Source organism: Ferrimonas kyonanensis DSM 18153 (assembly GCF_000425405.1).
GTDB lineage: Bacteria > Pseudomonadota > Gammaproteobacteria > Enterobacterales > Shewanellaceae > Ferrimonas > Ferrimonas kyonanensis.
In genome coordinates, this window is record NZ_KE384363.1 from 87421 (window position 1) to 107142 (window position 19722).

Sequence of the window (19722 nt, forward strand, 5' to 3'; positions counted from 1 at the left end):
GACACGGGCGCCACAATGCAAAAAGCCCGGCTCGATGCCGGGCTTTTGACAGGCAACTCGCTGCCGTTTAACCGATGTGGGTCAAACCGCCCATGTAAGGGCGCAATACTTCTGGAATCTCAATGCGACCGTCAGCCTGCTGGTTGTTTTCCAGGATGGCCACCAGGGTGCGTCCCACCGCCAGGCCTGAGCCATTCAGGGTGTGCAGCAGCTCTGGCTTACCGGTGTCCGGGTTACGCCAGCGCGCCTTCATGCGACGAGCCTGGAAATCGCCCATGTTGGAACAGGAGGAGATCTCACGGTACTTGTCCTGGCTGGGTACCCACACTTCCAGATCGTAGGTTTTGGTGGAGCCAAAGCCCATGTCACCGGTGCACAGCACCACCTTACGGTAAGGCAGGTTCAGATTCTTCAGGATCTGCTCGGCATGACCGGTCAGCTGTTCCAGGGCGGCCATCGATTCGGACGGCTTGCTCAACTGAACCAGCTCAACCTTGTCGAACTGGTGCTGGCGGATCAGGCCGCGGGTATCACGACCGGACGCACCGGCTTCACTGCGGAAGCAAGGTGTATGAGCCGTCAGTTTGACCGGCATATCTTTGGCTTCGATGATCTCATCGCGAGCCATGTTGGTCAGTGGCACCTCGGCGGTTGGGATCAGGCTCAGGCGACGATCGGTGTCCTCTTCCAGCTGCTCGGTATGGAACAGGTCTTCACCAAACTTTGGCAACTGACCGGTGCCGCGCAGGCTGTCCGGGTTCACCAACAGCGGTACGTACATCTCGGTGTAACCGTGCTCCTGGGTATGCAGATCCAGCATGTACTGGGCCAGGGCGCGATGCATGCGGGCCACCTGCCCTTTCATCACGATAAAACGGGCACCAGACAACTTGGCGGCGGCACCAAAGTCCAGGCCGTTGACGCCTTCACCGACATCGACATGATCCTTGATGTCAAAATCAAACTGGCGCGGCTCGCCCCAGCGGCTGACTTCGACGTTTTCATCTTCATCGGCACCGATGGGGCAAGAGGCGTCCGGCAGGTTAGGAATGCCAGCAACGATGCTGTCCCACTCCTCCAGCAGTTTGTCTTGTTCCGCCTTGGTGGCGGCCAGCTTATCGCCCATGGAAGCCACTTCGGCCAGCAATGGCTCGATGTCTTCACCGCGGGCCTTGGCCTGTCCGATCGACTTCGAGCGACTGTTACGTTCAGCTTGCAGTTCCTGAGTTTCGACCTGCAGCGCTTTACGCTGTTCATCCAGTTTGGTCAAACGAGCCACATCCAGGATGTAGCCACGAGTTGCCAGACGCTCGGCGGTTTGCTCGAGGTCGGCACGTAGGTATTTGCTGTCTAACATATCGCTCTTATTTTAAATTCGTGCATAAACCAGTTGCTGACCGCACAGCACCATCAACAGACAGAGGCCGACGTTCAGCAACACATTCAACATGGCTTTAATCCAGAATCCTTCCTGCATTAACAGAATGGACTCATTGGAGAAGGTCGAGAAGGTGGTTAACGCACCTAACATGCCAACCCCAATGAAGGCTTTCAAGGCCGGAGGCAGATCGGAAACGTCGCCCCACGCATAAAGCGCCCCCATGATCAGAGAGCCGATGCAATTTACCATCAGTGTACCAAAGGGAAAGCCAGTTCCGAATAGCTTTATGGCCATTAGTGATATGCCATAACGTGCGCTCGCTCCCACTGCGCCACCAAAAGCCACAGCGATCAGGTTATTCATAGCGTTTGTTCTCGCTTAGACGGTCTAAATCCGCCAAATGAGCCAATTTTTCCTTAATTTTCCTCTCCAGCCCACGATCCGTTGGCTGATAAAATTGTTGCTGCGCCAGTTCCGGCGGCAGGTAGGCCTCGCCGGCGGCATAGGCTCCGGGTTCATCGTGGGCATAACGGTACTCGGCACCATAGCCCAGATTCGCCATCAACTTGGTCGGGGCGTTTCTCAGGTGCACCGGCACCTCCAGATGCCCAGTTTCCCTGGCGGCCACCCGCGCAGCTTTGAAGGCGGTATAGACGGCATTGCTCTTAGGTGCGGCGGCCAGATAGACGATCGCCTGGGCGATGGCCCGCTCCCCTTCGGCCGGCCCCACCCGATGGAAACAATCCCAGGCGTTTAAGGCGATCTCCATGGCGCGAGGATCGGCATTACCGACGTCTTCTGAGGCGATGGCCAGCAAACGTCGAGCCACGTACAGCGGATCACCGCCACCCTCCAGGATGCGGCAGAACCAATACAAGGCGCCATCGGGATTGCTGCCCCGTACGGATTTGTGCACCGCCGAAATCAAGTCGTAATACTGATCGCCCTTATTGTCGTAGCGGGCGATGGGTTCACCGGCCACGTCCGCCAAATGCGACAGGGTCAGCGGCGCACCGTCGCTCATGTCCACCATCAGTTCCAGCAGATTCAGCGCTCGGCGGGCATCGCCATCCACCAGTTCGGCCAACGCCTGAGCCACCTCTTGTGGCAGCACCACCTGTTGCTTACCCAGCCCGCGTTCTTCATCCGCCACCGCCTCACAGACAATGCGCTTAATGGCGTCGGTGGAGAGCTTTTTGATCACATACACCCGGGCTCGCGACAACAGTGCACTGTTGACCTCAAACGACGGGTTCTCGGTGGTGGCACCAACGAAGATCACCGTGCCGTCTTCGATAAAGGGCAGGAAGGCGTCCTGTTGGCTCTTGTTGAAGCGATGCACTTCGTCCACAAACAGCAAGGTTCGGCGGCCATGGGCCTGAGCGATGTCCTTGGCTTTGGCAATGGCATCGCGGATCTCTTTCACCCCGGAGGTTACCGCCGAGATGCGCTCGACGTGCGCGTTGCTGTACTCGGCCACCAACTCGGCCAGGGTGGTCTTGCCGGTGCCTGGCGGGCCCCATAGAATCATCGAGTGAGCCTTGCCGGCCTCCAGTGCCTGTCGCAGCGGCTTTCCCTTGGCAAACAGGTGCTCCTGACCGATGTAATGCTCCAGCTTGCTGGGACGCATCCGCGCCGCCAGTGGCCGAAAATCGGGGCTGAAGTCCAGATTCAGAGTACTCATTGCCCGCGCTGATCGTCGATCTCGGTCCCCTCGGGGGCGTCAAAAACAAACATCGTATCCGCCAGAGGGGCAGTAGAGAAGTTGGTCAGTGCAAACTCACTGCGCACCGCCTGGCTGTCGGTCATGGCCAACGAGGTGATGGTCTCACCGGCAAAACACACCGACATCTTGCGCACATGACTGTCCTCGTCCTTGGGCTCGGCATCAAAACAATCGCCACGCTGGCTAAACTGGTAGCGTTGCCAGGCTTGCTCATCGGTACGGGTCAATATGGTCAACGGGGTCTGGGCAATGGCGTCGTCCTGACGGTACACCGACACCGATTCCATCAGCGGCTCATACACCCACACCGCCTCGCCGTCGGCCACCAACAGGCTCTCTTCCGGTGCGGTCAACTGCCACAAAAACCGGTCCGGCGCCCGCAGCGCCAATTTGCCCTGGCCGGTTTGAATCAGGTTACTGTCCTCGTCGAAGACCTGCTGCTGAAATTCGGCCTGAAACTGACTCAGGTTATCCAGTTTCTGCTTCAGGTTCTGCTGAGCATCGGCGTGGGCCAGCAGTGGCAACAATGCCACCGCGATTGCAATTCGTTTCATTCAACCTCTCACTGTCGTGCTGGTACCAGCACTTCTCGGTTTCCGTTGTGCCCCGGCGCGCTCACCAGGCCACTTTGCTCCATCTCCTCCACCATTCTGGCAGCGCGGTTATAGCCAATCTTCAGCTTGCGCTGAACACTGGAGATGGACGCCCGGCGTGACTCAATCACAAAAGCCACCGCCTCGTCGTAAAGTGCGTCTTTCTCAGCCTCGGAATCGGAACTCTCTCCCGGCAGCAGCACCTGTTCACCGCCGCTTTCTCCGGCCAGAATCTCTTCGATGTAATTGGGCTTGCCCCGGGCGCACCAATCTGCCACCACCCGATGCACTTCGTGATCATCCACAAAGGCGCCGTGAACCCGCACCGGCACACCGGTACCGGGCGGCAGGTACAGCATGTCACCCTGGCCCAGCAACTGCTCGGCACCCTGCTGATCCAAAATGGTCCGTGAATCCACCCGGCTGGACACCTGGAAGGCGATCCGAGTCGGTATGTTGGCCTTAATCAGGCCGGTAATCACATCCACCGACGGACGCTGGGTCGCCAGAATCAAGTGAATCCCGGCAGCCCGGGCCTTTTGGGCGATTCGAGCAATCAGCTCTTCCACCTTCTTGCCGACGATCATCATCATGTCGGCAAACTCATCCACCACCACCACAATCGACGGCAACTTCTCCAACTCCGGCGGTTGCAGATCCATGCTGTCGGTGGGTTGCCAGAACGGATCCGTCAACGGCTGCCCCTGCTGCTGGGCTTCCAGAATCTTGGCGTTGTAGCCCTTGAGGTTTCGCACCCCCATGGCCGACATCAATTTATACCGGCGCTCCATCTCCCCTACACACCAGCGCAGGGCATTGGCCGCCTCTTTCATGTCGGTCACCACTTCGCACAACAGGTGTGGAATGCCTTCGTACACCGACAACTCCAGCATCTTGGGATCGATCATGATCAGGCGCACGTCTTCCGGAGTCGACTTGTACAGCAGGCTGACGATCATCGCGTTCACGCCCACCGACTTACCCGAGCCGGTGGTACCCGCCACCAGCAAGTGCGGCATCTTGCCCAGATCGACCACCACCGGATAACCGGAGATGTCCTGCCCCAGCACCATGGCCAGGTTCGACTTGGACTGCTCAAACTGTTCGCAGCCGAGCACGTCTCGCATAAACACGGTTTCACGGCTCTTGTTGGGCAGCTCCAGGCCGATCACCGACTTGCCGGGAATCACCTCCACCACCCGTACGCTCACCGCGGACAACGCCCGCGCCAAGTCCTTAGCCAGGTTGGTGATTTTAGACACTTTGACACCGGGAGCCAGATCCAGTTCAAACCGGGTGATCACCGGGCCGGGGTGAACATCCACCACCTTGGCCACCACATTGAAATCGGCCAGTTTCAGCTCCACCAAACGGGCAATCTGATCCAGCTCCTCCTGGGAGATGGGATTCTGCGCCTTATGGGGCCGGTCCAACAGTTCCAGCGTCGGCATCAGGGTCTGGGCTTCCATCTGCGCCGGAGTTAGCGCTTGCTGGTCCGCTGACGCCGCTTTCGGCGCCGGTGCGGGTTTCGGCGCCGGTTCCACCGCCCCGGCCTGCGGCTCAGGCGACAGTGCCGGGGCCTCGTCCGGGAAGGGTTCAGTCAGGGTCTCGGGCAGCAAGGGTTCCAGCGGGCTTAGCTTTGGTTCGGCCCTAGGGCCGTCCATCGCCTGTTTCAACGCTTCGGGCAAGGGCACCGACTCATCGGTGGCCGTCAGCGCTTCGTCCTGCTCCTCTTGGGGGCCGTACACCCGTTCGTCGTACCATTCGACAAAGCGTTTAAACCAGGCAAAACGATGCAGCAGCGGCACCTTATCCAGCCAGTCGGAGAGCTCGTCGTCGGTCGCCGCCGACTCCGGTGCCTCTTCGGCCAATACCGGCCCGGCTCGGCCCGGCTTAGGCTGAGATGACGTGCGCTGCTTATGAGACTCGGCCACCTGCAGCAGCTCATCGGCATCACCGTCATCATTGCGGTCTCGGTTCATCAACCTCGACGGCAGTCGCCACAACCAGGTCACTGCGGTAATCACCCCGAAGCCGACTGCTTCCACCACGGTTGCCCAACTTAAGCCGGTAAACAGGGTAAAGCCGGCGCCGACAAAGCACAGCAGCAGCAGGGTGGTGCCCAGCAGGTTGAAATAGGGCAACATGGCATCGCGAATCACATCACCAATGACGCCGCCGGCAGAAAAGTAGTAAATGTCATCGGCATTCATCGACGCCAGGGTAGAAAACCCCAGTAACATCAACAATAAACCAACTATTCGAAGGGCCACCGAGAAGTAATCGATCTCGTCGATGCGGTAGCTGCGGCGAAACATCAGCCAGCCGGTTACCGCGGTCAGCAGCGGCACGGACCAGGCGCTGAGGCCAAAAGAGAAGTACAGCAGATCGGCAAGCCAGGCGCCCACCCGTCCCATGAGGTTATGTATCTGCCCGTCCCAGGCGGTTTGACTCCAGCCGGGATCCGCCGGATGGAAGCTGCCCAAGGCGGCCAACAGATACAGGGCCAGGGCGCAACAGACTATCAGCCCACCTTCCAGCAACCGCTGAATCCCATTGAGGGTACGGGGCTGAATCGCTTGGTCACTCAAGCTCGTTACCTTTTATGCACTTAACTAAATTACGATAAAGAATACCATATCAGACAACGGTCGCTGATGCATGGTTATCTATACAGTTATCTGGGGGCGGCGACGCCGGCCGTCCCACCGGCAAAACTCGAACGGCTAAAACGAAAAAATGCCTCATAAAGAGGCACTTTTTGGGTAAACCAGAGCGGGACCGGGCTTAGGCTGGCACGCTGTGCTGGGCAATAAGTACCCGGCTGGTCTGTTTTACCTCTTCCATCACCACGTAGGTGCGAGTGTCTTTTACACCGGGCAGTTTCAACAGCGTTTCCGACAACAGCTGACGATAGGCGGACATGTCGCTAACACGAGTCTTCAGAAGGTAATCGAAGTCACCGGAGACCAGGTGACACTCTTGGATGTCATCCAGCGCCATCACGGAATGGTTGAATTTATCGAACACTTCTGGGGAATCGCGGTTCAGGGTGATTTCGACATAAACCAACAAAGAGGCGCCAAGATAATGAGGATTTACCAGTGCGGTGTAGCCCTGGATAAAGCCTTGACGCTCAAGACGTTTCACCCGTTCCAGGCAGGGTGTTGGGCTAAGGCCAACGCGCTTGGAGAGTTCAACATTGGAGATACGACCATCCTTTTGCAGTTCATTCAGGATGTTGCGGTCGATTCTATCCAACTCTTTGAGTGGCTTTTTCTTATTATATGCCATTATGTGCTTCCTTTTCCCTTCTTGGTTGGGATTTTATCCTAATAATGCCCAAATATATCGGAAGAAAAACTTCCGACTGAATAATATACTGATTCGCACCCGATAGCCACGAAAAAATCATATTCAGGCGCATAAATTCACTACATACGCCTATGGATTAGTATAAAACAACAAAAGGGGAAAATATGATCATCGGTGTGCCAAAGGAGATTAAGAACCACGAATATCGCGTCGGCATGGTACCGGCCAGTGTGCGGGAACTGACCCGTCGCGGCCATAAAGTACTGGTGCAAACCCAGGCGGGTAGCGGTATCGGCTTCGACGATCAAGACTACATCAACGCCGGCGCCGAGATCCTTGACAGCGCCGCTGCCGTCTTCGCCAGCGCGGAGATGATTGTAAAGGTAAAAGAGCCTCAGGCAGTGGAACGCGCTATGCTGCGTCCAGGTCAGATTCTGTTTACCTACCTCCACCTGGCACCGGATCTGCCGCAAACCCAGGATCTGGTGAACAGCGGTGCCGTCTGCATCGCCTATGAAACCGTTACCGACAACAAAGGTGGCCTGCCTCTGCTGGCGCCGATGTCGGAAGTGGCCGGTCGCATGTCGATTCAGGCCGGTGCCCAGGCACTGGAGAAATCCAACATGGGACGTGGCATGTTGCTGGGCGGCGTGCCCGGTGTCGAGCCCGCCAAGGTGGTGGTCATCGGCGGCGGCATGGTCGGCCGCAACGCGGCCCTAATGGCCGTCGGCCTGGGCGCCGACGTCACCATACTGGATCGTAACGTCAACGTACTTCGGGATCTCAACCATCAATTCGAAAACCGCGCCAAGGTGATCTACTCTACCGCCGAAGCGCTGGAAAAACACGTGCTGGAAGCAGACTTGGTGATTGGCGGGGTGCTGATTCCGGGCGCGGCGGCACCGAAACTGGTGACCCGTGACCACATCAGCAAGATGAAACCCGGTGCTGCCATTGTCGATGTGGCCATCGATCAGGGCGGCTGTGTCGAGACCTCCAAGGCCACCACCCACCAGGATCCGGTGTTCATCGTCGACGATGTGGTGCATTACTGTGTGGCCAACATGCCTGGCGCCGTGCCCCGCACCTCCACCTTTGCCCTGAACAACGCCACCCTGCCTTACATCATTGCGCTGGCAGAAAAAGGCTATAAGCAAGCGCTGCTGGACGACGAGCACTTGCTGAACGGCCTCAATGTCATCAACGGTAAGATCACCTGCGAAGAGGTCGCCGAAGCGCTGAACTTTGAGTTCTTCGACCCCCGCAGCGAACTGACTGGATAAAAAACCTGACAGGGCAATCGAAAAAAGGGGGCAAAGGCCCCCTTTTCTTTTGCCCGTCAGCCCCATAAAATCCGGACAATTCCGTATAAAAGGATGGAGACCCTAATGAGCCAGGTAAAACACTGTGGCCTTTTAATTCTAGGTTCCGGCCCCGCCGGCTACACCGCTGCGGTGTACGCCGCCCGTGCCAACCTGAACCCGGTGCTGATCACCGGCATGCAGCAAGGCGGACAGCTGACCACCACCACCGAGGTGGAGAACTGGCCTGGTGACGCCAGCGACCTGACCGGTCCGGCACTGATGCAACGGATGCAACAGCACGCGGAGAAATTTGATACCGAGATCCTGTTCGACCACATCAACGAAGTGGATCTGAGCAATCGACCGTTCCGCCTCAAGGGCGACAGCGCCGAGTACACCTGCGATGCCCTGATCATCTCTACCGGTGCCTCCGCCAAATACCTGGGTCTGGACTCGGAAGAGGCATTTAAGGGCCGCGGCGTGTCTGCCTGTGCCACCTGCGACGGCTTCTTCTATCGCAATAAACCGGTGGCGGTGATCGGCGGCGGCAACACCGCTGTCGAAGAGGCACTGTACCTGTCTAACATCGCCTCGGAAGTGCACCTGGTGCATCGCCGCGAGGGCTTCCGGGCCGAGAAGATTCTGATGAAACGACTGATGGACAAGGTCGAGAACGGCAACATTGTCCTGCACACCGATCGCACCCTGGATGAAGTCCTGGGTGATGAGATGGGTGTCACCGGCGCCCGCATCAAAGACACTCGCTCCGAGGCCACCGAAGAGCTGAGCGTGGATGGCGTGTTTGTGGCCATCGGTCACCAGCCCAATACCGGCATCTTCGACGGTCAACTGGCGATGAAAGACGGCTACATTCTGGTACAGAGCGGCCTGGAAGGCAATGCCACTGCCACCTCCGTGGCCGGTGTCTTTGCCGCCGGTGACGTGATGGATCACAGCTATCGACAGGCGATCACCTCCGCCGGCACCGGCTGCATGGCCGCCCTGGATGCCGAGCGCTATCTGGATGCCCTGGCGGACCAATAAGGCCGCCCCTATCCACCTGAATCAAGAGGGAGCCGGTCTCCCTCTTGTTGTTTGTCAAAGAAGATTCTATGGACAAAGCGTTACAGCGCCAACTAAGCGGCTGGCTGCGTGGAGCCGCCAGGCCCGCCCGCAGCTGGCTGCTGCTTACCATCGGTTTCGGCATGCTGGCCGGCCTCTGCATCATCGGTCAGGCCTGGGTACTGGCCAACTTGCTGCACCAACTGGTGATTGAGCAGGTCGACAAAGCCACACTCATTCCCGAGTTCCTGCTGCTGGCGGCACTGATCGCCGCCAAATCCCTGGCCCTGGCCGGCCGGGAAGTGGCCAGTTTCCGCATCGGATCGCTGGTCCGTCACAACACCCGCCAGGCGATTCTGGACAAACTCGACCGTCTCGGCCCAGCCTTTACCGCCAGCAAAAGTGGCGGCGCCTGGACCACCATGTTGCTGGAACAGACCGAGCAGATGCAGGACTTCTTCTCCAAGTACCTGCCACAGATGATGCTGGCCGGACTGATTCCACTGATGATTCTGGTGCTGCTGTTTCCCATCAACTGGATCGCCGGCCTGATTCTGCTGGGTACCGCGCCATTGACGGTACTGTTTATGGCCATCATCGGCATGGGTGCCGCCGACGCCAACAAACGCAACTTCCAGGCCCTGGCACGCCTGTCCGGCACCTTCCTAGACCGGTTGCGCGGCATGAGTACCATCCGTCAGTTTGCCGCCGCCCAGTCTCAGGCCGACACCCTACGTGATGCCTCCGACGAATTCCGCCAACGCACCATGGAGGTGCTGAGGATGGCATTTCTGTCATCGGCGGTGCTGGAGTTTTTTGCCGCCATCTCCATCGCCCTGATCGCGGTCTATTTTGGTTTCAGCTATCTGGGCCATTTGGATTTTGGTCATTATGGCGCCGGCATCACCCTGTTTACCGGCTTCCTGGTGTTACTGCTGGCACCGGAGTTTTACCAGCCGCTGCGGGATCTGGGGGCGTTTTATCACGCTAAGGCTCAGGCACTGGGAGCCGCCGAGTCCATCGTTGCCTTCCTGGATCATCAGTCCGAGGTCAATCAGGGTGACCGCGACCTGAAGGCCGGCTCGCCACTGCACGTCCGCGCGTCACAGTTGGTGGTCTGTGCCCATGATCATACGCCACTCACTCAGCCGCTGGACTTTGAGCTCGCCCCGGGACACAAGCTGGCGCTGGTCGGCCCTTCCGGGGCCGGAAAAAGCTCGGTATTGAAAGCCCTGATGGGGCTGCTGCCCTACCAGGGCAGCCTCACCGTCGACGGTATTGAAGTTCGGGACCTCGACCGCGACCCCTGGATGGGTCACTACAGCTGGTTGGGCCAAAATCCGGCCCTGGTGCACGGCAGCGTTCGCGACAACCTGTTGATGGGGCGCAGCGACATCGATGACGCCCGCCTGCAGCAAGCCTGTGAACGGGCCCATCTGGATCAGGCGCTGGCGCAGTTTGATCAGGGCCTGGAGCACAGGGTCGGCGATCGCAACAGCGGCCTGTCTGTTGGCCAGGCCCAGCGCATCGCTCTGACCCGCGCTCTGCTCAAGGATGCGCCCTTACTGCTGCTGGATGAGCCCACCGCCAGTCTGGATCAGCGCAGTGAACAACTGGTCATGGACGGGTTGAGACAACACTGGGCCGACAAGAGCGTGGTGATGATCAGTCATCGCAATGACAGCCTCAATGAGATGGACACCGTGGTCACCCTGATGCCTAAGGAGCGCACCGATGCGTGATTTGCTGCCGTTCGTGGCCCTGTTCCGCCCGCATTGGAAACCGATGCTGCTGGGCGTGTTTCTGGCCATTGTTACCCTGTGTGCCAGCATCGGCCTGCTGTCGCTGTCGGGGTGGTTCCTGGCCGCCTCGGCCAGTGCCGGCCTGGTGGTTGCCACCCGGGGCCAGTTCAACTACATGTACCCTTCCGGCGGCGTTCGAGGCCTGTCCATTCTGCGTACCGCCGCCCGCTGGGCCGAACGGGTCGTCAGCCACGACGCCACCTTTCGGCTGCTAACGGATCTTCGCGACCGGTTCTTTCGGGTTCTGGCTCCCCTGACCCCGGCGGACCGCAGCGATCTGCGCGATGGCGATCTGCTCAACCGCATGGTGGCCGACGTTGATACCCTGGACCACCTGTACCTGAGGCTGATCTCCCCCCTGGTTGCCGCCCTGGCAGCCATTGCACTGGTGTGCTTGCTGGTGGCCAGCTTTGATCCACAGTTGGCGCTGACTCTTGGCGCCGTGCTGTTGAGCCTGCTGGTACTGCTGCCGCTGTTGTTCTACCGCCTGGGCCGCCGTCCCGGCCAGCAACTCGGTGACAGCACCCGCCTGCTGCGGCAGCAATTGGTGGATCTGATCAGCGCTCAGACCGAACTCAGTGTCTACGCCGCCACCACCAACCAGCGGCGAAAGATTCTCTGCGCCGAAAACCAGTTGATTGGTGCCCAGGCCCGCCTGACCCGGGTGACGGCCCTGTCCCAGGCCCTGTTGCAACTGCTCAACGGCTGGACTCTGGTGCTGATGCTGTACCTGGCCGCCGATCAAGTGGGCAGCGCCGCGCCTCCGGGGCCGCTGCTGGCGCTGATCGCCTTTGTGACCCTGGCCAGCTTTGAAGCCCTGATTCCCGTCGCCGGCGCCTTTCAGCACCTGAGCCACACCGTCAATGCCGCCCAGCGACTGAAACCGGTACTGGAGCAGCGTTCCAGCGTCCGCTTCGGCGATGCCCCCTGGCAGCAAGGTAGCATCACTCTGGACAATCTCCATTTCAGCTACCCAAACAGCCCCAACCCAGCCCTAAATGGCGTGTCGCTGACCCTGGCTCCAGGCGAAAAGATTGCCCTGGTGGGCAAAACCGGCTGCGGCAAATCCACCCTGCTCAGCCTGCTTAGCCGCGAATGGCAACCCCAGTCCGGTCAGATTCGCCTCAATGACACCCCGTGGGAATCGCTGTCCGAAACCGCCCTGAGGCAACAACTCTGCGTGGTGGAGCAGCGGGTGCACGTCTTTAATGGCAGCCTGAGAGACAACCTGCTACTGGCCAGCCCCGGAGCCGACGATGCCCGGCTGATTCAAGCGCTGAGCCAGGTCGGACTGACTGCGCTGTTGGACGGAGATGGCCTGAATCAGTGGCTGGGAGAGGGTGGCCGTCAACTTTCCGGTGGTGAAGCCCGGCGCATCGGTCTGGCCCGCGCACTGCTGCATCCGGCTCAGGTGTTGTTGATGGATGAGCCTACCGAAGGCCTGGACGATGCCACCGAGGCCGAGGTGCTCAAACAGTTGTTGCAAGGAGAACGCAGCGTCATCTACGTCACCCATAAACAGGCGGGACTGGCGCAGATGGATCGGATACTGAACATGGAGCAAGGGCAACTTCGGCCCTGAAGAAGAAACAACGAGGGCGCCGACAGGCGCCCTTCGCTTTGGCGGCGGATTACATCGCCTTATCCACCCGGACACTGCCCCCTTGAAGGTACACCAGTCGCACCTCGTCCCCGGCCTGGAACAACATACTGGGATCCCGGTCCTGCAGCACCATCAGTTGGTCACCGGCCTCGGTCTTAACCATCAACTCCACCAGCCGAACCTGCCGCACCTGATAGGCCGGGTTGTTGTTGTGTACCATACCGGCCCCCAACAGCGCGCCGACCACGGTTGCCACGTCCTTGCCCGAACCTCCGCCAAACTGGTTGCCAATCAGGCCGCCCACCAGGGCTCCGCCAAAGGTCTTCCAGCCCCGGTTGCGATCCTCGATCAATTCATCCTGCGTCACCTGGCGTACCGACTCTACTGTGGCATAATCCACCTTCTGAACGGGCACCGCCTGATTGCGATTGTAAACCTGAGCCTGGGCCTGAACCGTAAACAACAGCACCAAAGCCAGTAATCCTCGTTTCACCCACATGATTTTTTCGCTAACTTTAATAGATACACGGTTTAATAGTACGCCTTATGGTTAAAGTTGTCCGCTACCTGAATACTGAAAGTCATTGGTTTCCTACTCCGCAGGAGGCCCTCAATGACCCCAATGGCCTGCTGGCCATTGGCGGCGATCTGTCACCGGAGCGTTTGATCCAGGCCTATCACAGCGGCATCTTTCCCTGGTTCAATCCCGACGAACCCATTTTATGGTGGTCGCCGGATCCCAGGGCGGTATTCCGGGTGGCGGATCACTGCCCCGGCAAAAGCCTCAAGAAGAGCCTGCGCCGGGCGGGGTGGCGGATGAGTCTCAACCGGGACTTTGCTGCTGTCATCGATGGCTGCGCCGCCCCCAGGGCCAAACAGGACGGCACCTGGATCAGCCCGGCCATGCGTCAAAGCTACCTGACCCTGCACCAGATGGGGGTGGCCCACTCCATCGAAGTCTGGGATGGCGACGCACTGGCTGGCGGGCTGTATGGCCTGCGTGTCGGCGGCCTGTTTTGCGGCGAATCGATGTTTCACCGCCAGACCGACGCTTCAAAAGTGGCCTTCTGGGCCCTGAACCATCACCTGCGCCAGTGTGGCATCCACTGGATTGACGCCCAGGTTCCCAACGCCCACCTGGCTAACCTGGGAGCCCAAACCCTGTCGCGGGATCGATTCCTCAACCTGTTGGCCAGACACCGGGATCAACCGGTCAACGCCAGTCAGTGGCAACCTCAGGAGATTGAGCTAGATGTCTGAAGTCAGCCGCCTGCCCCTGGGGCTCAGCCAGCCGTTCGACTGCAGCTACCGACCGGAGAAGAAGGAGCAACTGCTCATTGTCCAGAGCAAGATGACGCCAGCTCACTTCGAGGGACTGATGCGACTGGGGTTTCGCCGCAGTGGCAGCGACGTGTATCGGCCTCACTGCCCGGAATGCCGCTCCTGCCAGCCAGTCAGGGTCGACGCGGCTCGCTTTCGTCCCAGTCGTTCACAAAAGCGGGTTCTGGCCAGAAACCGTGATCTGACCTGGACTGAAGTGGCCGCTCCCACCGAAGAGCAGCGGCGCCTGTATCACGACTACATTCGTCTGCGCCACCACGACGGCCCCATGTATCCGCCCACCGATGAGCAGTTCAACCGATTTCTGCCGTGCCCCTGGTTGCCACAACGTTACCTCGAAGCACGACTGGACGGACGGCTGGTGCTGGTGGCGGTCACCGATGAACTGGAACATGCCCTGTCGGCGGTCTACACCTTTTTTGCCCCCGAGCTGGCCCGGCGCTCCCTCGGGGTACTGGGCATCCTCAAACAGCTGGAGCTGGCGCAGCAGCAGCACAAAGCCTTCCTGTACCTGGGATACCAGATCGATGAATGCCGAAAAATGGCCTATAAAACCCACTATCACCCCTATCAGGTGCTGGTTACTGGGGGCTGGCAAGCCATTGATTAATAAAACATCATCACCGGTGTCTGTGCCACTTTCCAGGGCTGCAACCAAAATCTTTGCCCGCCATCGGGGCAAACCGGGCACAGGCTAGCGTTGTGGCGTATAGTTGGGGCAGGTGTAAGCGTTTGACCATTGCTGACCAAAGCCGCTGAAGAGGCTGATGAAGCGCGCATTTCGCCACTGATGGGTATATCTTTACAGTGGCCGGTTTTTACGGCATGATACGCCCGATTTTTGTTTCGTAACAGGATAACCATTTAATGGCAAAAGAAGACAGTATTGAGATGCAGGGGACCATTTTGGAAACCCTACCTAACACTATGTTCCGTGTTGAGTTGGAAAATGGTCACGTTGTTACCGCCCACATCTCTGGTAAAATGCGTAAGAACTACATCCGTATCCTGACTGGTGATACCGTTACCGTAGCTCTGACTCCTTACGACCTGACCAAGGGCCGCATCGTCTTCCGCTCCCGTTAATCGTCCGTTTCGACTGCGCGATTCACTCGCGCCACCGACCGATTAAAATAAAAGCCCAGCACAACGCTGGGCTTTTTCGTGTCGGAACAGCACGCCAATCAGGCTTCGGTAACGGCGCTGTCCTCGCTGGAGTAATCGAAGCACAGTTCGTCCGCTTTAACGCTGACGCTGACCTCGCCGCCCTGCTGCAGTCGACCAAACAAAATCTCGTTGGCCAAAGGCTTTTTCAGTTGCTCCTGCACCAATCGGCTCATGGGGCGGGCCCCCATGTTCTGATCGTAGCCCTTCTCTGCCATCCAGACCCGAGCGTCCTCGTCCACGGTCAGGGTCACGCCCTTGTCGTCCAGTTGCGCCTGCAGCTCCACCAGGAACTTATCCACCACCTTGGCGATTACCTGCATATCCAGATGATTGAACCAGACAATGGAATCGAGGCGATTGCGGAATTCAGGGGTGAACACCCGATTGATTTCACTCATGGCATCCAGGCTGTGATCCTGCTGCCGGAAGCCGATGGACTTGCGCACCGTCTCCTGCACCCCGGCATTGGTGGTCATCACCAGAATCACATTGCGAAAGTCCGCCTTGCGACCGTTGTTGTCGGTCAGGGTACCGTGATCCATCACCTGCAACAGCAGGTTATAAACATCCGGGTGAGCTTTCTCAATCTCATCCAGCAACACCACACTGTGGGGTTGCTTGAGCACCGCATCGGTCAGCAGTCCACCCTGGTCGTAACCGACGTAGCCAGGAGGCGCACCCACCAGGCGACTGACACTGTGGCGCTCCATGTATTCGGACATATCAAACCGAATCAACTCAATCCCCAGCAATCGGGCCAGCTGGGCGGTAATCTCCGTTTTCCCCACCCCGGTCGGTCCGGCCAGCAGGAAGTTACCCACGGGCCGATCTTCGTTGCCCAGACCACTGCGCGACAGTCGAATGGCGGCCGTCAATGAATCGATGGCCTGATCCTGGCCGAACACCACCAACTTGAGGTTACGATCCAGGTTGGCCAGCAAATCCTTGTCCGAGGCCGACACCGATTTTTCGGGAATACGGGCGATTTTGGCGATGATGGTCTCGATGTCGGTCACCGACACCGTCTTCTTGCGCTTTGACGGCGGCAACAACGCCATCCGGGCCCCGGCCTCGTCAATGACATCGATGGCCTTATCCGGCAGATGACGCTCATTGATGTGCTTGGCCGACAACTCGGTGGCAGCGGTCAACGCCGACTGGGTGTAACGTACGCCATGGTGCTGCTCATAGCGCTCTTTCAGGCCCTGCAGAATGCGAATGGTCTCCGGCACGCTGGGTTCGACCACGTCAATTTTCTGGAATCGGCGCGCCAGGGCACGATCTTTCTCAAAGATCCCCTGAAACTCCTGATAGGTGGTGGAACCAACACAGCGCAGTTTGCCGCTGGACAACAGTGGCTTCAGCAGGTTGGAGGCATCCATCATGCCGCCGCTGGCAGCACCGGCACCGATGATGGTGTGAATCTCATCAATGAACAGGATGGCGTTTTTACGCCGCTGCAGTTGCCGCAGCACCGCTTTGAAGCGTTTCTCAAAGTCGCCGCGGTACTTGGTGCCCGCCAGCAGCGAGCCCATGTCCAGGCTGAAGATGATGCAGTCTTTCATCACCTCCGGCACCTGCTCATTCACAATCCGATAGGCCATGCCTTCGGCAATGGCGGTTTTACCGACGCCAGCCTCCCCCACCAGCAACGGGTTGTTTTTACGGCGCCGACACAGCACCTGAATCGCCCGTTCCAGCTCAGAATCCCGGCCAATCAGCGGATCAATCAGGCCCGCCTGAGCCTGCTCATTCAGGTTGGTGGCAAAATTCTCCAGCTTCTCGCTGCCCTCGGCGGACTCCTCGCCCTGAATCTCGTCCTGAGGGCCGTCATTACTGGCATCGAGTTCGTCGCTGCCGCCTTTGACCACGCCATGGGCGATAAAATTGACCACATCGAGGCGGGTCACATCGGATTTGCGCAGCAGGTACACCGCCTGGGACTCCTGCTCGCTGAAAATGGCCACCAATACATTGGCACCGGACACCTCATTGCGGCCGCTGCTCTGGACGTGGAACACCGCCCGCTGCAGCACCCGCTGAAAACCGAGCGTAGGCTGAGTCTCACGCTCCTCATCGTCCTCGGGGATCAGTGGCGTTGTCTGCTCAATGAAGCCCTCTATCTCCTGCTTGAGGGTCACCAACTTGGCGCCGCAGGCTTCCAGGGCTTCTTTGGCTGCCGGGTTATCCAGCAGGGCAAGCAGCAGATGCTCCACGGTCATAAACTCATGGCGGCTGCTTTTGGCCCTTTGAAACGCGTTATTCAAGGTCAATTCGAGATCTTTGTTCAACATATAGATTTCCCCTGAGTTACGTTGCACATGCCTGTTAGACGCGCTCTGTTGAGCACAACAGAGGGTGGTCGTTTTCACGAGCGTAGCGATTCACCTGGGCAGCCTTAGTCTCGGCCACGTCCAGAGTATACAAACCACATACGCCTTTTCCCTGATAGTGGATCGCAAGCATTATTTCCGTTGCTTGTTCAACTGTTTTCGAAAAATACTTCTGCAGGACCAGTACCACAAAATCCATGGGGGTGTAGTCGTCGTTGTTCAGTATCACTTTGTACTGAGGGGGTGGCTCTACCGCCTGTTGTTGAGATTCCTTTTCAACAACAAAATCCGTTTGGCTCTCTCTGCTCATAGTAAAAGCGTAGTCACTCTGGGTCGATTTGTTGAAGATTGTGCGGTAATAAAGTCTTGACTCCGATGTTATCCATTTGTTAATAGATAGGGAGTCAACATCATAGTTGGCCGCTATGTTTCATTCCTATCTCTGTTATATGGGTGAAACCAGACGATTACAAGACGATTCAAGACAATGGAAGGAAGTCGAGGTATGGCTAACGGAACGGTTAAGTGGTTTAACAACGCCAAAGGATTCGGATTTATCTGCCCTGAGACTGGCGGCGAGGACGTGTTCGCGCACTACTCCACCATCCAGATGGAAGGGTATCGCACGCTGAAAGCTGGCCAAACTGTGGAATTTGAAATGGAGCAGGGTCCGAAAGGCATGCACGCTTCAAACATCACTCCCGCCAAGTAACACCTGGCCGGAGGCCGAAAAAAAGCAGACCCGAGGGTCTGCTTTTTTTATGTAAGCGGGTTTATCAGCCTCGATCACATGTTATCGATGATGGCATCGCCAAACTCGGAACAGCTCAGCAACGTGGCATCGTCCATCAAGCGGTCGAAGTCATAGGTCACGGTTTTGGCGGCAATCGCCCCTTCCATGCCGTTGACGATCAGATCCGCCGCTTCGATCCAGCCCATGTGGCGCAACATCATCTCACCGGACAGAATCAGAGAACCCGGGTTCACCTTATCCTGACCAGCGTACTTAGGTGCGGTACCATGGGTGGCTTCAAACAGTGCCACACCATCGCCGATGTTGGCGCCAGGCGCGATGCCGATGCCACCCACTTGCGCCGCCAGGGCATCGGAGATGTAGTCGCCATTGAGGTTCATGGTGGCGATGACGTCGTACTCTGCCGGACGCAACAGAATTTGCTGTAGGAAGGCATCGGCGATCACGTCTTTAATGATGATCTCTTTACCGGTCTTGGGGTTGGTCATCTTGCACCAGGGGCCGCCATCAAGCAGTTCGGCGCCAAACTCGCGCTGGGCCAGCTCATAGCCGAAGTCCTTGAAGGCCCCCTCGGTGAACTTCATGATGTTGCCTTTGTGCACCAGGGTCAGCGAATCGCGGTCGTTGTCGATGGTATACTGAATGGCCGCTCGCACCAGGCGCTCGGTACCGGCCTTGGAGATCGGCTTGATGCCAATGCCACAGTTGTCTTCGAAACGAATCTTGGTGGCGCCCATCTCTTCGGTCAGGAACTTGATCACCTTGTTGGCATCGGCGGTACCCGCCTGCCACTCGACGCCGGCGTAGATGTCTTCACTGTTCTCGCGAAAGATCACCATGTCGGTCAGCTCAGGCTGCTTCAGCGGGCTTGGGGTGCCGCTGTAATAGCGAACCGGACGCAGGCACACGTACAGATCCAGCTCCTGACGCAGGGCCACGTTCAGGGAACGGATTCCGCCGCCCACCGGGGTGGTCAGCGGGCCCTTGATGGCCACTGCGTAGTCCTTAACCGCCGCCAGCGTCTCCTCAGGCAGCCAGGTATCGGCGCCGTACACCTGAGTGGATTTTTCGCCGCAGTAGATCTCCATCCAGTGAATCTTACGCTCGCCGCCATAGGCTTTTTCGATGGCAGCATCCAGGACTTTTCGCATTGGCGGGGTCACATCCACACCGATGCCGTCACCTTCGATAAATGGAATGATGGGTTCATTGGGAACGTTCAGCGCACCGTTGTCGGTAACCGTGATCTTCTGACCTTCGGCAGGAACGACAATCTTTGACTCCATGTTATTCTCCTTTTTCCTTGCGCTTGATGTGCGGCCGACTCGGCGACCGGCAGTT

The 19722-nt window shown here is 58.3% G+C and carries 18 protein-coding genes; 8 read left to right on the forward strand and 10 right to left on the reverse strand.

The genetic code is table 11. The annotated features are described in order from the left end of the window. Positions 1-67 precede the first annotated feature (67 nt). The 6 genes from serS to lrp form a co-directional block, all read right to left on the reverse strand. Complete coding sequence (gene serS, locus H598_RS0113915) at positions 68-1357, reverse strand: serine--tRNA ligase (protein WP_028113546.1); 1290 nt, start codon at positions 1355-1357, stop codon at positions 68-70. A gap of 12 nt (positions 1358-1369) precedes the next feature. Then, entirely contained in the window at positions 1370-1744 is a 375-nt protein-coding gene (gene crcB / locus H598_RS0113920; protein ID WP_028113547.1) for a fluoride efflux transporter CrcB, read from the reverse strand. Then, positions 1737-3065, reverse strand: coding sequence for a replication-associated recombination protein A (locus tag H598_RS0113925; RefSeq protein WP_028113548.1), 1329 nt, complete (start codon positions 3063-3065; stop codon positions 1737-1739). The genes crcB and H598_RS0113925 overlap by 8 nt, the downstream gene beginning before the upstream one ends. Further along, positions 3062-3661: an outer membrane lipoprotein periplasmic chaperone LolA gene (gene lolA / locus H598_RS0113930; protein ID WP_028113549.1), complete on the reverse strand. Its 600-nt coding sequence runs from the start codon at positions 3659-3661 to the stop codon at positions 3062-3064. The genes H598_RS0113925 and lolA overlap by 4 nt, the downstream gene beginning before the upstream one ends. A gap of 8 nt (positions 3662-3669) precedes the next feature. Continuing rightward, the gene (locus tag H598_RS0113935; protein ID WP_028113550.1) at positions 3670-6291 is read right to left on the reverse strand and encodes a DNA translocase FtsK; all 2622 of its coding nucleotides are present in this window, start codon (positions 6289-6291) and stop codon (positions 3670-3672) included. A 196-nt stretch (positions 6292-6487) separates the two neighbouring features. After that, positions 6488-6994, reverse strand: a complete 507-nt coding sequence (lrp, locus tag H598_RS0113940) for a leucine-responsive transcriptional regulator Lrp (protein WP_028113551.1) — start codon at positions 6992-6994, stop codon at positions 6488-6490. Positions 6995-7179: 185 nt separating this feature from the next. Here lrp and ald point away from each other — a divergent pair, with 185 nt between their 5' ends. The 4 genes from ald (at position 7180) to cydC (ending at position 12765) form a co-directional block, all read left to right on the forward strand. Beyond that, positions 7180-8298 carry an alanine dehydrogenase gene (gene ald, locus H598_RS0113945; RefSeq protein WP_028113552.1) on the forward strand — a complete coding sequence of 373 codons (1119 nt, stop codon included), beginning with the start codon at positions 7180-7182 and terminating at the stop codon, positions 8296-8298. Between the two features lie 105 nt (positions 8299-8403). Then, positions 8404-9363 carry a thioredoxin-disulfide reductase gene (gene trxB / locus H598_RS0113950; protein WP_028113553.1) on the forward strand — a complete coding sequence of 320 codons (960 nt, stop codon included), beginning with the start codon at positions 8404-8406 and terminating at the stop codon, positions 9361-9363. 68 nt (positions 9364-9431) lie between these two features. After that, the gene (gene cydD, locus H598_RS24410) at positions 9432-11123 is read left to right on the forward strand and encodes a heme ABC transporter permease/ATP-binding protein CydD (RefSeq protein WP_035415937.1); all 1692 of its coding nucleotides are present in this window, start codon (positions 9432-9434) and stop codon (positions 11121-11123) included. Beyond that, a complete protein-coding gene (gene cydC / locus H598_RS24415; protein WP_035415938.1) occupies positions 11116-12765 on the forward strand; it encodes a heme ABC transporter ATP-binding protein/permease CydC in 1650 nt (549 codons plus the stop codon). The genes cydD and cydC overlap by 8 nt, the downstream gene beginning before the upstream one ends. Positions 12766-12814: 49 nt before the next feature. Here cydC and H598_RS0113965 read toward each other — a convergent pair whose 3' ends face one another. Further along, entirely contained in the window at positions 12815-13285 is a 471-nt protein-coding gene (locus tag H598_RS0113965) for an outer membrane lipoprotein (RefSeq protein WP_028113554.1), read from the reverse strand. Positions 13286-13332: 47 nt separating this feature from the next. Between H598_RS0113965 and aat the strand changes: the two genes are divergently transcribed. The 3 genes from aat to infA all read left to right on the forward strand — a co-directional run bounded on the left by aat (position 13333) and on the right by infA (position 15213). Beyond that, positions 13333-14046 carry a leucyl/phenylalanyl-tRNA--protein transferase gene (gene aat, locus H598_RS0113970; RefSeq protein WP_028113555.1) on the forward strand — a complete coding sequence of 238 codons (714 nt, stop codon included), beginning with the start codon at positions 13333-13335 and terminating at the stop codon, positions 14044-14046. Next, entirely contained in the window at positions 14039-14737 is a 699-nt protein-coding gene (locus H598_RS0113975; protein ID WP_028113556.1) for an arginyltransferase, read from the forward strand. Before aat ends, H598_RS0113975 begins: the two co-directional genes overlap by 8 nt. Positions 14738-14994: 257 nt before the next feature. Next, the gene (gene infA / locus H598_RS0113980; RefSeq protein ID WP_028113557.1) at positions 14995-15213 is read left to right on the forward strand and encodes a translation initiation factor IF-1; all 219 of its coding nucleotides are present in this window, start codon (positions 14995-14997) and stop codon (positions 15211-15213) included. 98 nt (positions 15214-15311) lie between these two features. On the opposite strand, the gene clpA is transcribed toward infA, so the two are convergent. Together clpA and clpS are read right to left on the reverse strand one after the other, a co-directional pair. Then, positions 15312-17588: an ATP-dependent Clp protease ATP-binding subunit ClpA gene (gene clpA, locus H598_RS0113985; protein ID WP_028113558.1), complete on the reverse strand. Its 2277-nt coding sequence runs from the start codon at positions 17586-17588 to the stop codon at positions 15312-15314. Between the two features lie 34 nt (positions 17589-17622). Continuing rightward, the gene (gene clpS, locus H598_RS0113990; protein ID WP_028113559.1) at positions 17623-17937 is read right to left on the reverse strand and encodes an ATP-dependent Clp protease adapter ClpS; all 315 of its coding nucleotides are present in this window, start codon (positions 17935-17937) and stop codon (positions 17623-17625) included. A gap of 195 nt (positions 17938-18132) precedes the next feature. On the opposite strand from clpS, the gene cspD reads away from it, so the two are divergent. After that, positions 18133-18339, forward strand: a complete 207-nt coding sequence (cspD, locus tag H598_RS0113995; RefSeq protein ID WP_028113560.1) for a cold shock domain-containing protein CspD — start codon at positions 18133-18135, stop codon at positions 18337-18339. A 74-nt stretch (positions 18340-18413) separates the two neighbouring features. On the opposite strand, the gene icd is transcribed toward cspD, so the two are convergent. Further along, a complete protein-coding gene (gene icd, locus H598_RS0114000) occupies positions 18414-19667 on the reverse strand; it encodes an NADP-dependent isocitrate dehydrogenase (RefSeq protein WP_028113561.1) in 1254 nt (417 codons plus the stop codon). Positions 19668-19722: the final 55 nt, after the last annotated feature.